19 protein-coding genes and 1 tRNA gene are annotated in these 21341 nt (G+C 40.4%); 17 read left to right on the top strand and 3 right to left on the bottom strand.

Translation table 11 applies throughout. The annotated features are described in order from the left end of the window. Window positions 1-7 precede the first annotated feature (7 nt). The 16 genes from purR to AC6CHS_RS05070 all read left to right on the top strand — a co-directional run bounded on the left by purR (window position 8) and on the right by AC6CHS_RS05070 (window position 15702). Window positions 8-832, top strand: coding sequence for a pur operon repressor (purR, locus tag AC6CHS_RS05145; protein WP_498234614.1), 825 nt, complete (start codon window positions 8-10; stop codon window positions 830-832). 137 nt (window positions 833-969) lie between these two features. Continuing rightward, entirely contained in the window at window positions 970-1260 is a 291-nt protein-coding gene (gene spoVG / locus AC6CHS_RS05140; RefSeq protein ID WP_036578205.1) for a septation regulator SpoVG, read from the top strand. Between the two features lie 289 nt (window positions 1261-1549). Next, window positions 1550-2929, top strand: coding sequence for a bifunctional UDP-N-acetylglucosamine diphosphorylase/glucosamine-1-phosphate N-acetyltransferase GlmU (gene glmU / locus AC6CHS_RS05135; RefSeq protein WP_498234613.1), 1380 nt, complete (start codon window positions 1550-1552; stop codon window positions 2927-2929). 16 nt (window positions 2930-2945) lie between these two features. Next, window positions 2946-3899, top strand: coding sequence for a ribose-phosphate diphosphokinase (locus AC6CHS_RS05130; RefSeq protein ID WP_498234612.1), 954 nt, complete (start codon window positions 2946-2948; stop codon window positions 3897-3899). A 177-nt stretch (window positions 3900-4076) separates the two neighbouring features. Then, a complete protein-coding gene (locus tag AC6CHS_RS05125; protein WP_498234610.1) occupies window positions 4077-4718 on the top strand; it encodes a 50S ribosomal protein L25/general stress protein Ctc in 642 nt (213 codons plus the stop codon). Window positions 4719-4866: 148 nt separating this feature from the next. Further along, window positions 4867-5427 carry an aminoacyl-tRNA hydrolase gene (gene pth / locus AC6CHS_RS05120; protein ID WP_498234608.1) on the top strand — a complete coding sequence of 187 codons (561 nt, stop codon included), beginning with the start codon at window positions 4867-4869 and terminating at the stop codon, window positions 5425-5427. Window positions 5428-5600: 173 nt separating this feature from the next. After that, entirely contained in the window at window positions 5601-5831 is a 231-nt protein-coding gene (fin, locus tag AC6CHS_RS05115) for an anti-sigma-F factor Fin (RefSeq protein WP_036578214.1), read from the top strand. Window positions 5832-6052: 221 nt separating this feature from the next. Then, on the top strand, window positions 6053-9574 hold the full coding sequence (mfd, locus tag AC6CHS_RS05110) for a transcription-repair coupling factor (protein WP_498234606.1): 3522 nt from the start codon (window positions 6053-6055) through the stop codon (window positions 9572-9574). A gap of 245 nt (window positions 9575-9819) precedes the next feature. Continuing rightward, complete coding sequence (spoVT, locus tag AC6CHS_RS05105) at window positions 9820-10353, top strand: stage V sporulation protein T (RefSeq protein WP_106895382.1); 534 nt, start codon at window positions 9820-9822, stop codon at window positions 10351-10353. A gap of 207 nt (window positions 10354-10560) precedes the next feature. After that, the gene (locus AC6CHS_RS05100; protein ID WP_498234605.1) at window positions 10561-12165 is read left to right on the top strand and encodes a putative polysaccharide biosynthesis protein; all 1605 of its coding nucleotides are present in this window, start codon (window positions 10561-10563) and stop codon (window positions 12163-12165) included. After that, window positions 12152-13606 carry a bifunctional methyltransferase/pyrophosphohydrolase YabN gene (gene yabN / locus AC6CHS_RS05095; RefSeq protein ID WP_498234603.1) on the top strand — a complete coding sequence of 485 codons (1455 nt, stop codon included), beginning with the start codon at window positions 12152-12154 and terminating at the stop codon, window positions 13604-13606. The genes AC6CHS_RS05100 and yabN overlap by 14 nt, the downstream gene beginning before the upstream one ends. After that, window positions 13603-13863, top strand: coding sequence for an RNA-binding S4 domain-containing protein (locus tag AC6CHS_RS05090; protein ID WP_058950216.1), 261 nt, complete (start codon window positions 13603-13605; stop codon window positions 13861-13863). Before yabN ends, AC6CHS_RS05090 begins: the two co-directional genes overlap by 4 nt. A 53-nt stretch (window positions 13864-13916) precedes the next feature. Continuing rightward, on the top strand, window positions 13917-14219 hold the full coding sequence (gene yabP / locus AC6CHS_RS05085; protein WP_036578223.1) for a sporulation protein YabP: 303 nt from the start codon (window positions 13917-13919) through the stop codon (window positions 14217-14219). After that, window positions 14216-14809 (top strand): spore cortex biosynthesis protein YabQ, encoded by a 594-nt coding sequence (gene yabQ, locus AC6CHS_RS05080; RefSeq protein ID WP_498234600.1) that lies wholly within the window; start codon window positions 14216-14218, stop codon window positions 14807-14809. Before yabP ends, yabQ begins: the two co-directional genes overlap by 4 nt. Before the next feature lie 5 nt (window positions 14810-14814). Further along, the gene (locus tag AC6CHS_RS05075) at window positions 14815-15195 is read left to right on the top strand and encodes an FtsB family cell division protein (RefSeq protein WP_498234598.1); all 381 of its coding nucleotides are present in this window, start codon (window positions 14815-14817) and stop codon (window positions 15193-15195) included. A gap of 120 nt (window positions 15196-15315) precedes the next feature. After that, window positions 15316-15702, top strand: a complete 387-nt coding sequence (locus AC6CHS_RS05070) for a S1 domain-containing RNA-binding protein (protein ID WP_498234596.1) — start codon at window positions 15316-15318, stop codon at window positions 15700-15702. Between the two features lie 470 nt (window positions 15703-16172). Here AC6CHS_RS05070 and AC6CHS_RS05065 read toward each other — a convergent pair. The 3 genes from AC6CHS_RS05065 to AC6CHS_RS05055 form a co-directional block, all read right to left on the bottom strand. Beyond that, window positions 16173-16246: transfer RNA gene (locus AC6CHS_RS05065), tRNA-Met, on the bottom strand. Window positions 16247-16409: 163 nt separating this feature from the next. Further along, a complete protein-coding gene (locus tag AC6CHS_RS05060; protein WP_498234594.1) occupies window positions 16410-17948 on the bottom strand; it encodes a DHA2 family efflux MFS transporter permease subunit in 1539 nt (512 codons plus the stop codon). Then, window positions 17945-18391 carry a MarR family winged helix-turn-helix transcriptional regulator gene (locus AC6CHS_RS05055; RefSeq protein ID WP_106895388.1) on the bottom strand — a complete coding sequence of 149 codons (447 nt, stop codon included), beginning with the start codon at window positions 18389-18391 and terminating at the stop codon, window positions 17945-17947. Before AC6CHS_RS05055 ends, AC6CHS_RS05060 begins: the two co-directional genes overlap by 4 nt. 424 nt (window positions 18392-18815) lie before the next feature. Here AC6CHS_RS05055 and spoIIE point away from each other — a divergent pair, with 424 nt between their 5' ends. Then, window positions 18816-21266 carry a stage II sporulation protein E gene (gene spoIIE / locus AC6CHS_RS05050; protein WP_498234592.1) on the top strand — a complete coding sequence of 817 codons (2451 nt, stop codon included), beginning with the start codon at window positions 18816-18818 and terminating at the stop codon, window positions 21264-21266. Window positions 21267-21341 lie beyond the last annotated feature (75 nt).

Here is a 21341-nt window from a genome sequence, read left to right as displayed (position 1 = left end):
TGTGGAAATGAAAAGAAGCAATCGCTTGGTTACATTGACTAACTTTTTTTTGGAAAACCCTAGAGAGCATGTACAATTACCATACTTTGTCAGGCTTCTGCAAACAACGAAGGCTTCTGTCAGTGAGGATATGGATATTATTGATGCAGTATTTCAGCAAGAAGGTTTGGGCTATTTAAATCGTACTACTGGAGCTGCTGGCGGAGTGAAGTTTATCCCTGAATTTTCCCCAAAAAAAAGCTTTCAGTTTATTGAGAAGCTAAGACAAAAACTTGAGGATCCAAGTAGAATTCTCCCTGGTGGATATTTATATATGAGCGACCTCTTAGGAAACCCTAAAACAGTAAAGGAAATTGGTCGTGTCTTTGCTTCGGTGTTTTCAAAGTCTGACATAGACGTGGTCGTAACAGTAGCGACAAAAGGAATACCCCTAGCTTATGCGGTAGCTTCATTTCTCGATGTCCCTGTTGTCATTGTGAGAAGAGACCCAAAAGTAACAGAAGGATCTTCTGTAAGTATTAATTATGTTTCTGGATCCTCACGTAAGATACAAACAATGGTCCTGCCAAAAAGAAGTCTTCAGGAAGGTGCCAATGTCTGTATTATTGATGATTTCATGAAAGCTGGCGGAACTATTACTGGCATGGTAAGCCTGCTTGAAGAGTTTAATGCAAATGTAAAAGCTATTGGAGTACTTGCAGAAGCGGATGATGAGGAAGAAGAACGGGTTGTAGACAACTACACTTCCTTAATTAAAATTTCCCATGTAGATATTAAGGGTAAAAAGATCGAAGTACAGGCTGGAAACATAGGAGAAAAGTCCTCTGAGTAACAATTTTTTTAACAATCAAAGCCTCTTTTCCCGCTTTTTTTGAAAATAATAAATTTTTTTCTAAGAAAAAGAAGGATTTTCCTTTTATTTGTTGAACTTGTTAATTAAGTTCTAATGGGAAAAGGTGGTGAAACATCATGGAAGTAACAGACGTTAGATTACGCCGCGTTAATACAGAAGGAAGAATGCGTGCTATTGCGTCGATTACATTGGATCAGGAATTTGTCGTACATGATATCCGTGTCATCGATGGTAACAACGGTTTATTTGTAGCAATGCCTTCCAAGCGGACTCCGGATGGAGAGTTCAGAGATATTGCACACCCAATTAATTCCGGGACGCGTGGAAAGATTCAGGATGCTGTATTAGAAGAATATCGTCGTGCAGGGGAAGAAGATGTAGAGTATGAAGAAGCGGGCGCTTCCTAAATCGTTAATCCTGCGTGATCACAACTAGAGGTCTAATCTTACAACAGGTTAGCCTTCTTTTTTTTGCGAAAAAGGGGTTAAAAATGGAAGTTCTATGTAAATGTTTCCCACCCTTTCCACCCTCCATTGTCAATTCCCCTCCATATGCAGGTAGTAGAGCAATTAGTGTTGAAATCCATGGCTATTTAGGATATATTCATTATGGATTAAATTATAAACTTACAATATTAATTCTTAATATAGTAATGAATGAATAATAGAGCTTAATACAAACATGGAGGTCTCCTTAATGACAAATCGGTATGCGGTAATCCTAGCAGCGGGTCAGGGAACTAGAATGAAATCAAAGTTATATAAAGTACTTCATCCTGTAATGGGCCGCCCTATGGTTCAGCATGTATTAGAACAAGTGAAGGCGGTCAACCTAGAAAGTGTCGTTACTGTGGTTGGCTTTGGGGCAGACAAAGTTGCCGAATACATAGGACATGAAAGTGAATTAGTTGTACAGGAAGAACAATTAGGAACAGGACATGCTGTTATTCAGGCAAAGGAACGCTTAAAGGATAAAGAGGGAACTACTATTGTTGTGTGTGGTGATACTCCTTTAATAAAAGGTGAAACGTACATGGAATTATTTTCACATCATGAGCGCACAGGAGCAAAGGCGACGATCCTTACGGCAAAGGCGCCAAATCCGTCTGGATATGGAAGGGTCATTCGAAATGAAGACAACGAAGTAGAAAGAATTGTCGAACATAAAGATGCAAGTGAACAGGAGCTTATGGTCGATGAAATAAATACAGGTACTTATTGCTTTGATAATCAGGCCTTGTTTGCAGCGCTTGAGCATGTTTCAAATGATAATGCACAAGGAGAGTACTATTTGCCTGACGTCATTGAAATCCTTCGCAAACAGTCTGACGTAGTAAGTGGATTTTTAACGCCAGATTTTGAAGAAACACTTGGGATTAATGACAGAGTAGCCTTAGCGCAAGCGGAGGGAATTCTGAAACAGCGAATTAATGAAAAGCACTTACGTAATGGGGTTGGAATCATTGATCCAAGCAATACGTACATTCATCCTGACGTTGTGATTGAACCGGATGCTATTATCCACCCAGGAACGGTAATTAAAGGAAATACTACCATTAAAGGCGATGCTGAGATTGGTCCCTTCACAGAAATAACGAATTGTTATATTGGAGAGAATACGGTTATTAAACAAAGTGTCGCGTCTGATAGCCATATAGGCGCCCGCGTTAAGGTTGGACCATTTGCGCATATTCGTCCTGAATCTTCTATTGGAGATGAAGCGAAGATTGGTAACTTTGTTGAAATAAAGAAAACCACCCTTGAGAACAGTAGCAAAGTTTCTCACCTTAGTTATATTGGCGATGCGCATGTTGGGAGCAATGTTAATGTTGGTTGTGGTACAATTACAGTGAACTATGATGGAAAGAATAAATTTTTGACAACGATAGAGGACGATGCATTTATTGGATGTAACTCAAACTTAATTGCACCGGTCACAATTGGCAAAGGTTCTTACGTCGCTGCTGGCTCTACTATAACCAAAAATGTCCCTGAGGATTCGCTGTCTGTCGCGCGTGCAAGACAAACGAATAAAGAAGGGTATGCATCAAAAATCAAAAACAGACAAAAAGATTAACGGAGGGTTCTAACTCATGGCATCTACTTACAAAGATTCATCTTTGAAAGTATTCTCTTTAAACTCAAATCTTAAATTGGCGGAAGATATCGCTAATCACATTGGCACTACATTAGGTAAATGTTCGGTTACACGATTCAGTGATGGAGAAATTCAAATCAACCTAGAAGAAAGTATTCGTGGCTGTGATGTTTATGTTGTCCAGTCAACATGCTCCCCTGTAAATGAACATTTAATGGAGTTATTAATTATGATTGATGCGCTTAAACGTGCATCAGCAAGATCTATCAATATTGTGATGCCTTACTATGGTTATGCCCGTCAGGACCGTAAAGCAAGATCCCGTGAACCAATCGCTGCGAAATTAGTAGCAGACCTTGTGGAAAGAGCTGGTGCTACAAGGGTGATCACACTTGATCTCCATGCACCGCAGATTCAAGGTTTCTTTGATATTCCTATTGACCACTTACAAGGGGTTCCTATCCTATCTGACTACTTTGAGACTAAAAACCTAGAGGATATTATTGTCGTTTCCCCAGACCATGGTGGCGTTACGCGTGCCCGTAAAATGGCTGACCGCTTAAAAGCACCAATTGGGATAATTGATAAACGTAGACCGCGTCCAAACGTTGCGGAAGTAATGAATATTGTAGGTAATATTGAAGGCAAGACCGCTATATTAATTGATGATATCATTGATACAGCTGGTACTATTACACTTGCTGCAAATGCATTAATAGAAAATGGAGCGAAAGAAGTGTATGCATGCTGTACACATCCCGTTCTTTCCGGTCCGGCAATTGAAAGGATTGATAACTCAAAGATTAAGGAATTAGTTATTACAAACTCAATCCCTTTAACCGATGATAAAAAGAGTGATAAAATCACGCCACTATCAGTTGCACCGTTAATCGGAGAAGCAATTATTCGAGTTCACGAGTTACAGTCGGTAAGTATTTTATTTGATTAAATGTTTAGCAGACTGATTTAATGGGTAATATCTAAATGGAGCGTTTTTTAGAAATGCTAGTAAAGTGTCACATGAAACTGATGAGAAGGCTTTGCTAGACACTGCGTAGAATATACACACGAAACATAAAAGAGAGAAAACGGCTAAGTTTTTTAACTAATTTGGAGGGTGATGAATATGGCAGTAAAGCTAAAATCAACAAACCGAGAAGATCTTACAAAATCAGCTACAAAACAAGTAAGAAACAGTGGGGGAGTTCCGGCTGTTGTATATGGTCAAGGTAAGGAACCGAAGTCTATATCTGTTGACAGCATTGAACTTGTGAAGACAGTTCGCGACGAAGGTAGAAATGCTATCATTTCACTCGACTTAGAGAATAGTGAATCAGTTGATGTGATGTTACATGATTATCAAATTGATCCGATTAAGGACGAGCTCATCCATGCTGACTTCTATGTTGTAAATATGTCTGAAGAGATGGATGTAGAGGTATCACTACGCTTTGAAGGAGAGGCACAAGGCGCTAAAGACGGCGGTGTACTACAACAGCCATTATACACATTACAGGTTCGTGCTAAGCCTAGCAGCATTCCAGAAGAGATTACAGTTGATGTAAGCTCCCTTGAAATTGGCGACAGCTTAACAGTTGCAGACCTATCAACATCTGGCAGCTACAAAATTCTAGATGAGCAAGATACTACGGTTGCAACGATCGTTGCTCCAGATACGCTTGATGATGTAGAAGAAGCACCAGAAGAGGGCGATAAGCCTGAACTAGTTGATCCTGAAGCAGAGACTCTAAACGAAGAGAATAAGTAGTACGTCTATCGTTAGGCGTTGCTAAACTTAATTTTAATAGTTAATAGAAAAAATATATAGACCCTCCCTCTCCAAAGAGGGAGGTTTGTTGTATTTTATAACAAAAGTGAAGAGCGCACGTATATAATTTAAAAAGGGACGAGTGTAAATGAAGTGTATCGTTGGACTGGGTAATCCAGGGAAAAAGTATAAGGATACTAGGCATAATGCTGGCTTTATGGTGATAGATGAATTGCTACGCCGCCACGGCTGGTCTTTAAATAAATCCAAATTTAATGCTGATTATGCGATGGAGACGCTTAACGGAAGTAAAATGCTTCTTGTCGAGCCACAGACATATATGAATTTATCCGGTGATGCAATTAGACCATTGCTTGATTATTATTCGATTGATGTTGAAGACGTACTTATTATCTATGATGATCTTGACTTGCCTCCAGGGAAGATAAGATTGCGGCAAAAAGGTGGACATGGTGGTCATAATGGGATTAGATCGACTATCTCTCATTTGGGAACCAAAGAATTTAAGCGAATTCGAATTGGTGTAGGCAGACCAACTACACCTGTACCCGTAGTAGATTACGTGCTAGGACAGTTTCATAAAGCAGAGCAAAGTGATGTACAGCAAAGTATTGAGAAGGCTGCTGATGCATGCGAACTTTGGCTGGATAAGCCTTTTTTAGAAGTAATGAATGACTATAATAGTTGACACTGCATCAGCTTGTACAAGTTGTTTCACCCGACATAACGGGCAGTAAGCACCCCATCAAATGAAGTTTCACTTTATTGTGCTAGTTGGTGTTATTATTACATAGGTATAAGGAAACAGCCTCGGGGTTAAACTAAACAAGACATCTTGTTGGTTTCCAAGGAGGTTAAAAGGTGCCTATTATTTATAAGTGTAGACATTGCACGAAGGAGATTGGAAGGTTAGATCATCAAATCGTCGAGTCAACCATGCTTGGTTTTGATCAATTAACCACAAAGGAAAAAGAAGATATGATAAAATACAAGACGAACGGTGACGTCGAGATAACGTCCATATGTGAAAGCTGTGAAGATACATTAGGTCACAACCCTCATTATCATGAGCTAGATTTTTTTATACAGTAGAAGCAATAAGCTTTGGTGCTCAAGCCAAAGCATTTTTGCGTTTTATCCCGGTGCAACCGTCCGTAAGACTCCCGCTTCAAAACATGAAGTGAGACAGTGATGTTTAAGTTGGAGTAAACGGACGCTAACACCCCGATTCGTTCAACTAACAACCAGTGGGTGAAGAACGAAAATCCCCACTGATTGAAGTTTCACTTTATTCAGCAGGCGGAGGTTTAGGAATGAAAGGTATTAATAAGTATTTAAAATCTAAAGAAGATATCCAATCTATTATTAGTGGGATAGAAAGTGGCATGAAGGAACAGCTCGTAGCAGGGCTCTCTGGCTCTGCGCGAAGTATTCTTGTGTCCATTTTAAACGAATCGACAAAACGGCCTGTTTTATTAGTAACCCATCAGCTTGTCCAGGCCCAGCAATTATATGATGATTTATCCGAAATTATGGAAGAAGATACTGTCCATCTTTATCCTGTTAACGAGTTAATAGCCTCCGAGATAGCGATTGCCAGTCCAGAGCTGAGAAGTCAGCGAATTGAATCTTTAACTGCTTGGGTAAACAGAGAGACAGGAGTTTTGATTGCGCCAGTAGCTGCCCTGAAGCGCTTACTCCCGCCTACACACTACTGGGAAAACTACCAGCTAGAATTTAAGCTCGGTGAAGAGATAAAGATCGATAACTATCTGTCTTCTTTAATTGATATGGGCTACGAGCACGCTTCCATGGTTGCTTCACCAGGAGAGTTTAGTAGACGTGGCGGTATTATTGATATTTACCCTATAACAGAAGAGCATCCTATTCGTATTGAGTTATTTGATGAGGAAATTGACTCCATACGCTATTTTGATGCAGGGACACAGCGTTCGCTGGATACATTACAGGAGGTAACGGTTGGTCCAGCCACCGAGCTGTTACTCAAAGAAGAAGATATTCTAAGCGGTGGTGAACGGCTTGAAGAAGCCCTGGCAGTTAGCATGAAGAGTCTAAAGTCTTCTGATGCAAAGGAAACACTCAATGAAGCCCTCTCTCATGATATTGATCGTTTAAAAAATCTTGAACGCTTTCAAGAAATGTACAAATATATTGGGTATCTTTATCAAGAACCTGCTAGTTTATTAGATTACTTACCAGATAACGGTTTGATTATCATGGATGAAATGAGCCGTATTCAGGAAACAGCAGTAAACCTTGATACAGAAGAAGGAGAATGGTATAGCAGCCTCCTGGAGACGAACAGAATGGTGAAAAACAGTAAGTTCTCTTTTGACTGGAACCAGGTTTGGGACCATCTAGAGCACCAACGTCTCTACATGTCTGTTTTCCTGCGACATATACCAAACACGCAACCACAAAACATTATAAATCTGTCATCACGGGCGATGCAGGAATTTCATGGGCAAATGCATTTATTTAAGAATGAATTGCTTCGCTGGGAAAAAGGTGAATTTTCAGTTGTTATTCTGGCACCAAATGAAAAACGGGCAGAGAAAATCCATTCCATCCTTACAGACTACGACATTGAGGCGTCTGTAACGAAGAACCTTGAACTGCCTGCTGAAAAGCCCGTTATAACGGTAGGAAATATGAATGGCGGTATTGAACTGCCTATGCATAAGCTTGTTTTAATTACCGAAAAGGAATTATTTAAAAAACAGACAAAGCGAAAAAGAAGACAGCAGAAGATATCTAATGCCGAGCGGATCAAAAACTACCAAGAGTTAAAGGTTGGCGATTACGTTGTGCACGCCAATCACGGGATTGGTCGCTATCTTGGCATTGAGACACTCGAATTAAACAATATGCATAAGGATTATATGCTTATTAAGTATTCCGGTGATGACAAACTGTTTGTACCAATAGATCAGATTGATCAGGTTCAGAAATTTGTTGGTTCAGAAGGTAAGGAGCCTAAATTATATAAGCTTGGTGGGAGTGAATGGACCAAGGTTAAACGAAAGGTACAGTCTTCTGTCGAGGATATTGCTGATGATTTAATTAAACTCTATGCTGAGCGTGAGGCACAAAGAGGTTATGCATTCTCCGGGGATACGGAGATGCAACGTGAATTCGAAGCGTCCTTCCCTTATCAGGAAACAGAGGATCAATTAAGATGTATTGAAGAAATTAAAAGTGATATGGAGCGAGAAAGACCAATGGATCGCTTGCTTTGTGGAGATGTTGGCTATGGTAAAACAGAGGTGGCAATCCGTGCTGCCTTTAAAGCGGTGGCTGACGGCAAACAAGTCGCTATCCTTGTACCAACAACGATTCTTGCCCAGCAGCACTATGAAACAATACGGGAAAGATTTCAGGATCATGCCATTAACATTGAATTAATGAGTAGATTCCGCACGCGAAAACAACAAACCGAAACAACAAAAGGATTAAAAAAGGGTACGGTTGACGTTGTAATTGGAACACATCGAATTCTTTCCAAGGATTTGGAATACCGTGATCTTGGACTATTAATAGTTGATGAGGAACAGCGCTTTGGAGTAAAGCATAAGGAAAAGATAAAACAAATGAAAACAAATGTGGATGTCTTAACGCTTACGGCTACTCCAATTCCACGTACGCTTCATATGTCAATGCTTGGCGTTAGAGATCTCTCTGTTATTGAAACACCTCCAGAGAACCGCTTTCCGATCCAGACTTATGTTATGGAATATAATCCAATCTTTATGAGAGAAGCCATTGAGCGAGAAATGGCCCGAGGTGGACAGGTTTTCTTCCTATACAATCGTGTGGAGAATATCGATAAGGTAGCAAGAGATTTAGGTACACTTGTAGGAGATGCGCGTATTGCTGTGGCACATGGTCAGATGAATGAGTCAGAGTTGGAAAACGTTATTTTTGCCTTTTTAGAAGGAGAATATGATGTATTAGTAAGCACAACCATCATTGAGACAGGTGTGGACATACCGAATGTGAATACCTTAATTGTAAACGATGCAGACCGTATGGGATTAAGTCAGCTGTATCAACTGCGTGGTCGAGTCGGACGTTCTAATCGTGTTGCCTATGCGTACTTTACTTATAAAAAAGATAAGGTTCTTACAGAGGTAGCAGAAAAAAGGCTTCAGGCAATTAAAGAGTTTACCGAGCTTGGATCCGGGTTTAAAATTGCTATGCGCGACCTATCAATTCGTGGGGCTGGTAATTTGCTAGGCTCTCAGCAGCATGGCTTCATTGATTCTGTTGGTTTTGATATGTATTCACAAATGTTAAAAGATGCAATTGATGCCAGAAAAGCCGGTAAGGAGCTTGAGGATATCACGCCATTTGAGCCGGAGCTTGCCTTGAATCTTGATGCTTACATTCCAGAAACGTATATCCCTGACGAGAAGCAAAAAATTGATATTTATAAGCAATTTCAAACCATTGAAGAATCAGAGGACATTACAGAGTTAACAGATGAATTAATGGATCGTTTTGGTGACTACCCTGAAGAAGTAGAGAATTTATTTACTGTAACGAAGATCAAGATGAGTGCGAAGCAGGAAAGAGTCGAATCGATTAGCGAAAAAAATACCAAAATCGAGTTGCTTGTTGAAGAGAACCGCAGTCAGCAAATTGACGGTGCCAAATTATTTGAGCTTGCAAATAATTATGGCAGGAATGTCCAGTTAGGAACAGAAAGTAATAAACTGAAAATCGTCTTTAAAAGCACACAGGATTCCAAACATCAACGGTATGAGATCGTTTCAAAATTTATTCAAGAGCTAAATAAGCTTAATCGAGAATAATGGACTACGATTTGGCGACGAATGCTTTATACCTATTCAGTAAGTTTAAAAGCACACAAAATGAGGAAATTCCTATACTTTTTTTCCTGTAGCTGTGAAAAATTGGTTCATCATGTATAGTCTTCCTAAGTTGATTCATACTAAGTTCACAGTTGGTGAATGATGACCCCGTGAGAAAAGGATTAACAGAAAAAAGAAATTTACTATCACCAATTTTTCACCATAGGAAAGTGAGGCTACTGAGAATGAAAGCAACAGGTATCGTTCGTCGTATTGATGATCTTGGAAGAGTAGTTATTCCGAAAGAAATCAGAAGAACTCTAAGGATCCGGGAAGGCGACCCACTTGAAATTTTTGTGGATCGAGAAGGCGAAGTTATTTTAAAGAAATATTCTCCTATTAATGAACTTGGACAATTTGCCAAAGAATATGCTGAGGCGCTATTTGATTCCCTACATTCACCAGTTATAATTTGTGACAGGGATGAAGTTATCGCGGTAGCAGGAGAATCGAAAAAGGATTATCTTAACAAAAATATTAGCCCTGATATTACAAAAATTATTGAAAATCGCTCCCCGGTCTTTGAAACAGAAAAAGGAAACATGGAAGTTATTGATGGAAAAGAATTTGAACTACATTCCTATTGTATAAGCCCCATTATTGCAAATGGGGATCCAATCGGTTGTGTGATGGTCTTTTCCAAGGAAGAGAAATTAACTAAAGTAGAACAAAAATCCATTGAAACGGCTGCAAGCTTTCTAGCCAGGCAAATGGAGTAATAATGAGCAGAGGCACCAGATACAGGTGACGAAAACTATCTGGGAAAAGACCCTATAGAGTGGACAGGTTACGATGTCTCCTATAGGGTACTTTTGTGTATACGGCTTTGGTCTGACAGGCTAAAGCGCTAAGGAGAGGTGGTTATTATCATCCTGACAGGTGTGCTATAATAGAGACAAATTTAACGGAATTAAAGGGCGTTAGTCATGAGCAGGAACGAAGCAAATCAGCTGTTAAAGGGTGCTCTTCTGCTGACGGCAGCTGGTATACTCAGCAAGCTGTTAAGTGCGGGGTATCGAATCCCATTGCAAAACCTTACGGGAGATATAGGGTATTATGTGTATCAACAGGTTTATCCGATACTTGGAATAGTCATGGTACTATCCTTGTATGGGTTTCCTGCCGCTATCTCAAAGATACGGTCCGAAACTGCTGGCAAAGCGGACGTGCAAACAATACGTAATTTTTATTTTCCATTGTTCCTTATACTGGTTATTCTGAACGGTTCTTTGTTCCTTTTCTTATTTATTAATGCACCAAATCTTGCAAGATGGATTGGGGACCCTGAACTTGTAAGTACATACCGCGTAACGGCAATTATTTTTCTTTTTGTCCCTTTTTTGGCGCTTTTGCGGGGGAGCTTTCAAGGGGAGCAACGAATGGCCCCAACGGCCATTTCACAAGTAACGGAGCAATTAATACGCGTCACGCTACTTATTACAGCTGCTATCGTAATAAGTGTAAAACAACTTGATATTTATGAAATTGGACATGCTGCGGCAATTGCCTCTATTGTAGGGGCTTTAGCGGGTACAGCTATATTATTTGTGCTCTTTATGAAGAACGTGCCGAGGAGGCGGGAAAAGGAAATAATAGAAATCCCCTGGAACTATTATGTGCGGACAATGTTGTTGTTCGGAGCTGTCGCGGCGTTAAACCATATGGTCCTTCTCGTGATACAGTTTGCTGATACCTTTACATTGCTCCCAGGGTTAATTGAGTCTGGTCTTGCTAAACAGGAGGCGATGGAGGCAAAGGGGGTATTTGATCGGGGCCAGCCCTTAATTCAATTAGGAACGGTTCTTGGCTCTTCTTTTGCTTTGGCCCTCCTGCCAACTATTTCTCAGGATCGGCTAAGACAACAGCCAGCTTTATTTTACCAATATATGAGAGGTGCCCTTCTTTTTAGCTTTTATTTAGCATTGGGAGCTACCATCGGTTTGGTTCTTATTTTTAGAGAAGCGAATGTATTATTGTTTCAAAATGAACAAGGAACGGCTGATTTACGCCTGTTAGTCGTTTCGATCCTTCTTTGCTCGTTATCCGTTACGGCTGCGTCTATTCTGCAAGGTCTTGGACATGTGAAAAGGACAGCAGGCTTTATCCTAGGCGCATTTTTTATCAAGTGGATTGCCAATCAACTGTTAGTTCCCCCCCTTGGTATTACGGGTAGTGCATTGGCCACCGTCTTAAGTCTGCTCCTACTGTGTGCTGTTACCTTATATGAATTAAAGCGCAAGCTTCCAAAGTTGAACTTTATGAAGGTCGTGAATTTACGGGCAATGCTGATTGCAATCGGAGCGATGACTCTTTATGTCCTCTGCATGCATTCATTGCTAGCAGACCTATTTCAGTCAAGCAGATGGCTTTTACTGCTTTATGTTATATTTATTGCCTTTACTGGGGGAGGATTGTACTTATTTTGTTTGTTACGCTTTCGGGCATTTAACAAAAATGAACTGAGTATGCTGCCATTTTCCACCTATTTATTACGTTTTTATAAAGGAAGGGAAAAAAATGAACAGAATTGATGTTATTGGTCTAGGTGCTGGAGATATTGATCAGCTCCAGCTTGGACTCTACAAAAAGTTACTACAAGAAAATCAAACAATTTTTACCCGCACAATAGACCACCCCGTCATACGTTCACTAAAAGAAGAGGGAGTGTCCTTTGAAGCTTTTGATCAGCTCTATGAGGCAGAGGATGGATTTCAAGAGGTTTATCAAAACATAGTGGATGCCCTACTTGAGCATGCAAAGAATCGATCACTCATTTATACGGTACCAGGCCATCCAATGTTAGCAGAGAAAACCGTCCAGCTTCTCCTCGAACAAGAGGAAGTAGAAGTGAATGTCTTAGGGGGGCAAAGCTATCTTGATGATCTATTCACAGCAGTACGGATTGACCCAATAGAAGGGTTTCAATTTGTCGATGGGACGGCTTTTTCGAGAAGCGATTTAAACTATCGGCAACACCTGCTATTCTGTCAGGTGTATGATCGGTTCATTGCTTCTGAAGTAAAGTTAAGTCTATTAGAGGATTTACCTGCCGACTATATGGTAACCATCGTGGAAGCAGCGGGTAGCGAGGCAGAGCAGATTCGCCAAGTTCCACTAGAAGAACTCGATCATGCGATGGAAATTAGTAACCTAACAAGTGTGTATGTACCGCCAGTGCCAGAAACGTTATTAAATCATACCTTCAATAGACTTCGGGAGATTATTGCTGTATTAAGAAGCCCTGAAGGCTGTCCATGGGATCGGAAGCAAACCCATGAAAGCTTGCGGGAATATGCCATAGAAGAAGTGTATGAGCTAATTGATGCGATCGATAACCAAGATGATGAAAATATCATCGAGGAGCTTGGTGACATTCTCCTTCAAGTCATGCTTCATAGCCAGATTGGGGAAGATGATGGATACTTTACAGTAGATGATGTAATTCGAGCTGTTACAGATAAAATGATACACCGCCATCCGCATGTATTTGCTGACCGTCACGTTGATTCTGTTGAAGAGGTTTATAAAAACTGGGAAGAGCTTAAAAAAGAAGAAAAACCAGGGGAACGTCCTTCTGTTCTAGACGGCGTTCCAAAGAATCTACCTTCTCTAGCAAAAGCCGTAAAGCTGCAGAAAAAGGCTGCCAAAACTGGATTTGACTGGGATGAAGTAAAAGACATCTGGGCAAAGCTGACGGAAGAGTTAGATGAGGTAAAAGAAGCTATATCCGATGACAATAAAGAAGAAATAGAAAAGGAATTTGGCGATATTCTATTTGTCATTGCTAACCTGTCAAGGTATTATAAAATAAACCCAGAAGTTGCACTAAATCGCACAAATGAGAAGTTTACTAGCAGGTTTGCATTTATTGAAGAACAGCTTGGGGAGCAACAAAAAGATATTCAAAAAGCGACCCTGCAGGAAACGGACGAACTGTGGGATAAAGCAAAGGAAAGAGAGGGATTGAATTGAGACTAGATAAATTTCTAAAGGTTTCCCGATTGATTAAGCGAAGGACACTGGCAAAGGAAGTTGCTGATCAGGGACGTATTACAATAAATGGCGTTACGGCAAAAGCATCCTCAACCTTATCAAAAGGTGATGAACTTGTTATTAGGTTTGGCCAGAAGCTTGTGACCGTAAAAGTCAATGAGTTAAAGGAAACCGTAAGAAAAGATGAAGCTGATATGTTATACAGCGTAATTAAAGAAGAGAAAGTAAACAGCTAGTTCTAACCTTGTCCCTCCTGTCATAAAGTAATAATGATAAGGAGGGTTTTACAATGAACTATTATGAAAATAAAGAAACTACTACGCGTGTACAAGCAGATCATGCGGTGAAAATTAATAATCGGAAGAACCTTGAGATCAGTGGTGTAAAAGAAGTGGACAGCTTTGATAATGAGGAATTTCTTCTAGAGACAGTCATGGGTTATTTAATTGTAAGAGGGCAGAACCTGCAGCTGAAAAACCTTGATGTAGGGGAAGGCCTGATTACCATTAAGGGGAAAATTTATGAGCTTTCCTATGTCGATGAGCAACAGCAGGAGAAAGCTAAAGGATTCTTTAGCAAGCTATTCAAATGACCCTTAGCACGCAGTTCTTGACAATGCTTACAATGGTTTCGAGCGGTTTCTATCTGGGTATAGTACAGGACACCTTTCGTCGGTTTACACCATACTGGAAAAAAAGGGTTGTCCTCACCTATACCATGGAAATCAGTTTTTGGTTAACCCAGACGCTTATTGTGTTTTATGTCTTATTCCGGGTAAACGGGGGAGAGTTGCGTTTTTATATATTTGCAGCTTGTTTGCTAGGTTTTGCTGCCTATCAAGCTTTGGCCGCAGACTCTTATAAAAAGCTTCTTGAGCATATTATTCGTATCATGACAGCTGTCTATCGCTTTGTTGAACGATGTGTCATAGCGTTGATTATTACCCCCATTAAATGGATCTTAAAACTCCTCTGGACGATTGCCTTTCATGTGATTAAATTATTAGGGGCGGTACTTTTATTTTTACTAACCGTTATCATAACTCCGTTTGGCTGGATATTCGGATTTATCTATCGGCTGCTTCCGGAAGGTTTTAAAAAAAATATTCGCAAACTTGCAGGTTTTTATAGTAAAATGAAGAATATATGTATAAAGCTAATGAAACGCCTGAAAAGGAGGTAGAAGCTTTGTCTTCTAACAAAGAATCGGTAGCAAAACTAAATTCAAATTATACGCAGCAATATGATGTTTACATACAAAGACAGAAGAGAAAGAAGCAACGTTTGGTCCGTAGGCTGGTATTATTCTCTATTGTTGTCGCCATTGTAATAGGAGGCATTGCTGCATACCATGTGAAACAACGAACGGTTTATGCGGAGAAGCTTGACCAATATGAAGAGCTTGAAAAGGAACTGTCGGTAATGGAAAAGAAAGAAGTGAACCTGAGAGAAGAAATATCCTTGTTAAATGATGAGGATTACGTGTTAGAAATAGCCCGAACGAACTACTTCTTCTCAAAAGAGGGAGAGCTTATTTTTAAGATTCCTGAGGAAGACCCCTCTTATTGACACACTTTTGAAAGCTTCGCTATAATATAATACAAAGCGATTGTGTTTTATGTAGCACATTAAAAACGAGGATGAAAGATTGCTCGTTTTTTTTAAAATTTTAAGGAGGAGCATTTTTTTATGTCAATCGAAGTAGGCAGCAAGCTGCGGGGAAAGGTAACAGGGATCACTAATTTTGGGGCCTTTGTGGAGCTGAAAGAAGGCACTACTGGGCTCGTACACATTAGTGAGGTTGCCGATAACTATGTCAAAGACATTAACGAACACCTGAGTGTGGGTGATGAAGTTACGGTCAAAGTAATTAATGTCGGGAAGGATGGCAAGATTGGACTGTCGATCAAGAAAGCAAAAGACAAACCAAAGCGTCCGCAACGTGATACGAGGGAGCGTACAGAGTCATTTGAATCTAAAATGAATCGTTTCCTTAAAGACTCTGAAGACCGTTTATCCTCTTTGAAGAAACACACGGAATCCAAACGCGGAGGACGGGGTGCTAAGAGAGGATAGCAGTTGCTGTCTATAGACAATGCTCTATGAAGATAAAAAACAGGAATCACCAGCCGTGGTGATTCCTGTTTTTTTATTGCATAGGAAATTATAAAATGTGAGTGCTGTGGATAACAAAACAACTGAAGTAGCCACGTCCAGCTCCAGCACCCAGAAACTAGGCGACTTCACGAAATCGCCCTACGATAAAGAAGACTTGCCGACTGGTAAAAACCAGAGGCCTAGTCGCACTTATACCCGGAGGGTGAAAGTCATCATCGGTTCAAAAATTAAAGTAGGTCGACTAAAATCGGCCTTGCCGGCCAACGCCGACATACCCCCTTTGTGGGGGCATGATTCCTTTATCTTAGTTGATTCGTTCCACTCGCTACGTTTCTAAACGAGCGCCCTGCGCTTTTGTTCTTTAGACTGTGAGAAAGTTAGAAATGGCAAAATAAAAACCCCTCTGCATCATGCAGAGGGGATAGTGATAGCGGCGGAGGGGATCGAACCCACGACCTCACGGGTATGAACCGTACGCTCTCGCCAGCTGAGCTACGCCGCCAAAATAAGTCAACAAAAAATATAATACAGCAGGACAGCCCATGTGTCAATAGATTTTGTAAAAATATTGATAGGATGCCACTTCGTGCACCCTATCAATATTTTTAGAGACGCCCTTTTAGCTAAGAACACAAGAAACTAAACGGCGCTCTGTGCTTTTCTTCTTACTTACTTTCTGTTTGTAGTTTCGTACTGGCATGCATTTTAGCTGCAGTTTTATCTGCCATTTGCTTATTGTAGGCTTCATCTTCTTCGACTGGTTTTGTCTTTTTGATAAAGAAGGAGAGAACGAACCCAATTAATGCAAAGACGGTTGCCACTGTAAAGGCATCGTTAATTCCTTCGATTGTTGCAAGGTTTTCGATAACCCCCATTTGTTTTTCTGTAGGCATCCCAGTAGCCGGCATAAATTCTGGTATATGTTTGGCTGTTTGGGCACTCATTACTGTAACTAAAAAGGCTGTACCAATTGAACCAGACATTTGGCGTAAGGTATTTGCCATTGCGGTACCGTGAGAATAAAGTCGTCTTGGAAGCTGATTTAATCCAGCGGTCATAATGGGCATCATAATCATGGAAATACCGATCATACGTGCAGTATATAATGCCATCATGGAATAATATCCAGTGCTGTCAGTCAAGTTTGCAAAGAAATAGGTTGTCACTGCTGTAAGGAATAAACCGACTAAAGCCAGTGGACGGGCGCCAATTTTATCAAATAGTTTACCAGTAATAGGTGACATGATTGCTGAGATTAAAGCGCCGGGCAATAGCAATAGACCAGACTCCAATGGGCTGAAACCACGGATGTTTTGTAAATAGATTGGAATAAGGATCATGGCTGCAAACATAGCCATGGTTACTACTACGCTGATAACTGTAGTTAGAGAGAACATATTATATTTAAATACGCGAAACTCAAGCATTGGTGTTTTCATGCGAAGCTGTCTTCGAACAAAGAAAAACATAATAGCTGCACCAATCGCGAGCGTCAAGATAACAGTAAGACTTCCCCATCCCTTTTCCCCTGCACTACTAAACCCATAAAGCAGGCCGCCAAAGGCGAATGTAGAAAGGATGATGGACTTAACATCCACTTTCGGATTAGATAGTTTGGTTACATTTCGTAATAAGAAATAGGCAAGGATAATATCGATTACGACAATTGGAAACACAATAAAGAATAGGACACGCCAAGAATAATTTTGCACAATGATCCCTGATAGTGTTGGACCAATGGCTGGAGCAAACATCATTGCTAGACCAATATATCCCATGGCTGCACCACGTTTTTCAATACTAAATAGGCTTAGGATGACATTCATTAGTAGTGGCATCATAATTCCAGCACCCGATGCTTGTACGACACGTCCGGCCAGAAGCGTTGGGAAAGAAAATGATAATCCACAAATTAGTGTTCCGAGAGCAAATAAGGACATTGCTGTAAGGAACAAATGCCTTGTTGAAAACTTCTCCATAAGAAAAGCAGTTATGGGAATAAGAATCCCGTTAACCAGCATGAAAATCGTCGTTAGGGATTGTGCAGCGTTTGCTGACATATCCATATCTACAATCATGACTGGTAATGCTATATTCAAAAGTGTTTGGTTTAAGATAGCAACAAATGCACCCATGACCATAACGAATATTATGGGTATTTTAGGTACCTCTGAAGCCTCTACATATGCTGAACGATCTTTCATTGTATATCATCTCCGATTAATTTCATTTTTTCTTGAACTAACTGATGCAAACGCAACAGTTCTTCTAAGTCTTGTTCACTAATTTCTCCTAATGGGTCCAGCCGTTTAAAATATAGTGCATGAGTTTCCTCTTTTTTTTCTTTACCGAGCGGGGTTAAACTCAGGACAATGGCTCTTCTGTCAGCTTTAGAATGTTCTCGCTGGATGTAATTTGCCTTTACCAATCGATCAACGGTAGTGGAAACAGCGCTCTTTCCACTATTCATTCGTTCGCATAATTGAGCCAAGCTAAGGTTTGGTTCATCATCCAATATTTTAAGGATTTGTAACTGCACTACTGTGACACCAAGCTCATTGGCATGATGCCACATCTGTTTATGGAAGATATTGTGCATCTTGCGAAACGAATACGTAATGTGCCTGATCTTTTCTTCGTTATCCATGCAATTCAACTCCTGGTTGTAAATTAGTTCATGCACGAACATTTCGGCATAAGAAGTATTATATGAAATAGTGATCACTTTGGCAAGGGGTTTTTACTAGAAATATAAAAGTAATTATTTTCTGTGAAAGGGGATTACGCAGTTTACATACCAAGTGAAGTTATAAATACCTCGTTTCGCCATAACCTCAGTTGATTCGGCAATGAAATTTCCTTAAAGCGAAATCATAAATAGGTGGTTTATGGACTAAATTGCGCTATGTAATGGATTACTGCCTGCAGACAAAAAACTTCTTACCTTGTAGAACTCTGCTGAAGTACTAAAAAGACGTCGAACGATTTATGGGACCTGCTCTGTTGTTTTGACAAAAAAAGAAGTCATAATGTGGTTTAATTAACCTCACTAATGACGGGAGTGGTTTTATATGAGTTCAATTTCTGGGGTAGAGCCTGGTGTATATGGAGCAGAGAATGGTAATAAGGTAGAAGCGCTTCGAAGGAAGGTCCAAGCTAAAGTTTCAACGCTTTTTTTGGATAAAGGGCTACTCTACTACATTGTTGGATTTCTGTTGGGACGAGCTGTTATCCTTTCTGCAGTATCGCCTTTTGCAGTAGCGTTTCTTGCAACGATGTGGTTTGTTCATCGTGAAAAAACAGCCAGATCGCTTCTTGCTGTTTTAGCGGGTGCGTTAACTTATTCAATTCCGCAAAGTATTTTTCTTTCTATTGCTATATTGTTATTTATTTTAATGGCCGGGTTTTTTAAGAAAGTTAAAAGGCAGCAGATCCTTATTCCATTATTTGTCTTTTCTTCCACAGTCGCAACCCGTCTATTTCTATATTCTCTTAATGGGCAGCTAAGCTCCTATGAATGGTTGCTACTCTTTGTCGAAGGAATTCTGGGAACGGTCCTTGTATTAATCTTTATGCAGAGTATTCCACTTTTATCACCTAAACGTTATAAACCGAGTTTGAAAAATGAAGAAATTGTCTGTGTGATTATCCTTATAGCCTCTATTCTCACAGGTACAATTGGATGGGAGCTATATGGTGCCTCGGCGGAACAGGTATTGTCTAGATACTTTGTATTGCTATTGTCGTTTGTTGGAGGTGCAGCGATTGGTTCTACAGTTGGGGTAGTGGCGGGGCTAATTCTATCCCTTGCGAATGTAGCCAATCTTTATCAGATGAGCTTGCTCGCATTTTCCGGTCTACTTGGTGGCTTGCTCAAGGAAGGGAAGAAGCCAGGTGTGGCTGCTGGTTTGCTTGTTGGGACTTTCCTAATTGGCATTTATGGTGATGCAGCCAATGTCATACCATCCATCATAGAGTCATCTATGGCGATCGTCTTATTCCTACTTACGCCGGCAAGTATTTTTAAACGAATTGCCCGCTATATCCCTGGGACAGAAGAATACACGAAAGAGCAAGAGCAGTATTTACAAAAAGTCCGCAATGTGACAGCAAAGCGTGTCGAGCAGTTTTCCGATGTGTTTGAAGCCTTATCGAAAAGCTTTAACACCATGGATCCACCCGAACTGGAAGAAGAGGATTCAAAGCGAGAGACAGATTACTTTCTAAGCCAGGTGACAGAGAAAACATGTCAGACCTGCTTTATGAAGGAACGCTGCTGGCAGAAGCAATTTGATAAGACTTATGCTTATATGGAGGAAATGAAAGAGGATATGGCCGAAGGAAATGAGCCAAACCGAAAAGTAGCCCGGGAGTTTGAAAATTACTGTGTGAAATCTAAGAAGGTAGTAGAAGCAATGAAGGAGGAAACGTCCTTCTTGGAAGCAAATAGAAGGTTGAAACAACAAGTAATGGAAAGTAAACGGTTGGTAGCAGATCAATTACAAGGTGTTTCTGAGGTAATGGATGACTTTGCAAAAGAGATCTTAAAAGAAAGGCAGCAGCATGAGCAGCAGGAGCTGCAAATTATTAATGCACTGAAGCATATGGGAATAGATCTTGAAAAGCTTGACATTTACCGACTTGAAAAGGGCAGTGTGGACATCGATATGACGGTTAGTTTTTATAGTTATAACGGAGAAGGTTCTAAACTGATTGCGCCTGTTCTCTCAGATATATTAAATGAAATGATTATTGTGAAGGAAGAGGAGATTTCTCCATTCCCAAATGGGTACAGTTATATTTCCTTTGGATCAGCAAAAGCCTTTGTAGTGGAAACAGGCGCCTCCAATGCAGCGAAGGGCGGAGGGCTCGTATCGGGTGATAGCTATACAACAATAGAGCTTGGTGCAGGGAAATACGCTATGGCAATTAGTGATGGAATGGGGAACGGAAAACGTGCCAGAGAGGAAAGCATGGAAACATTAAGACTCTTGCAGCAAATTCTTCAGACCGGTATTCCAGAAAAGGTAGCTATCAAGTCGATTAATTCTATTCTCTCCTTAAGAACGACGGATGAGATGTTCGCCACATTAGACTTAGCAGTGATCGATTTACACAATGCATTTGTTCGCTTTTTAAAAATTGGTTCATCACCGAGTTTCATTAAACGAGGAGACAAGCTTATTCGCGTGGAGGCAAGTAATCTACCAATGGGGATTATTCAGGAATTCGATGTTGACATTGTGAATGATCAGCTTATGGCAGGGGATGTCCTTATCATGATGAGTGACGGAATATTTGATGGTCCAAAGCATGTGGAAAACACAGATATGTGGTTAAAAAGAAAAATTCGCGAAATGAAGACAGAGGATCCTCAAGAAATTGCTGATTTATTACTAGAGGAGGTTGTTCGGACACGTGCCGGCGAAATTGAAGATGATATGACCGTGCTTGTGGCTAAGATTACCGAGAACAAACCAGAATGGGCAGCAGTTCCTGTTTATCGTGACAAAGCGCAATAGAGTAGGAGTATGGCTTATGAAAATGTATAAACCTTCCTTTTTCTGGCGATGATGTTACTGGAATAAACGGGAGGT

The organism is Oceanobacillus sp. GQ8, from assembly GCF_059758495.1.
This window is presented reverse-complemented; position numbering and strand designations above follow the sequence as displayed.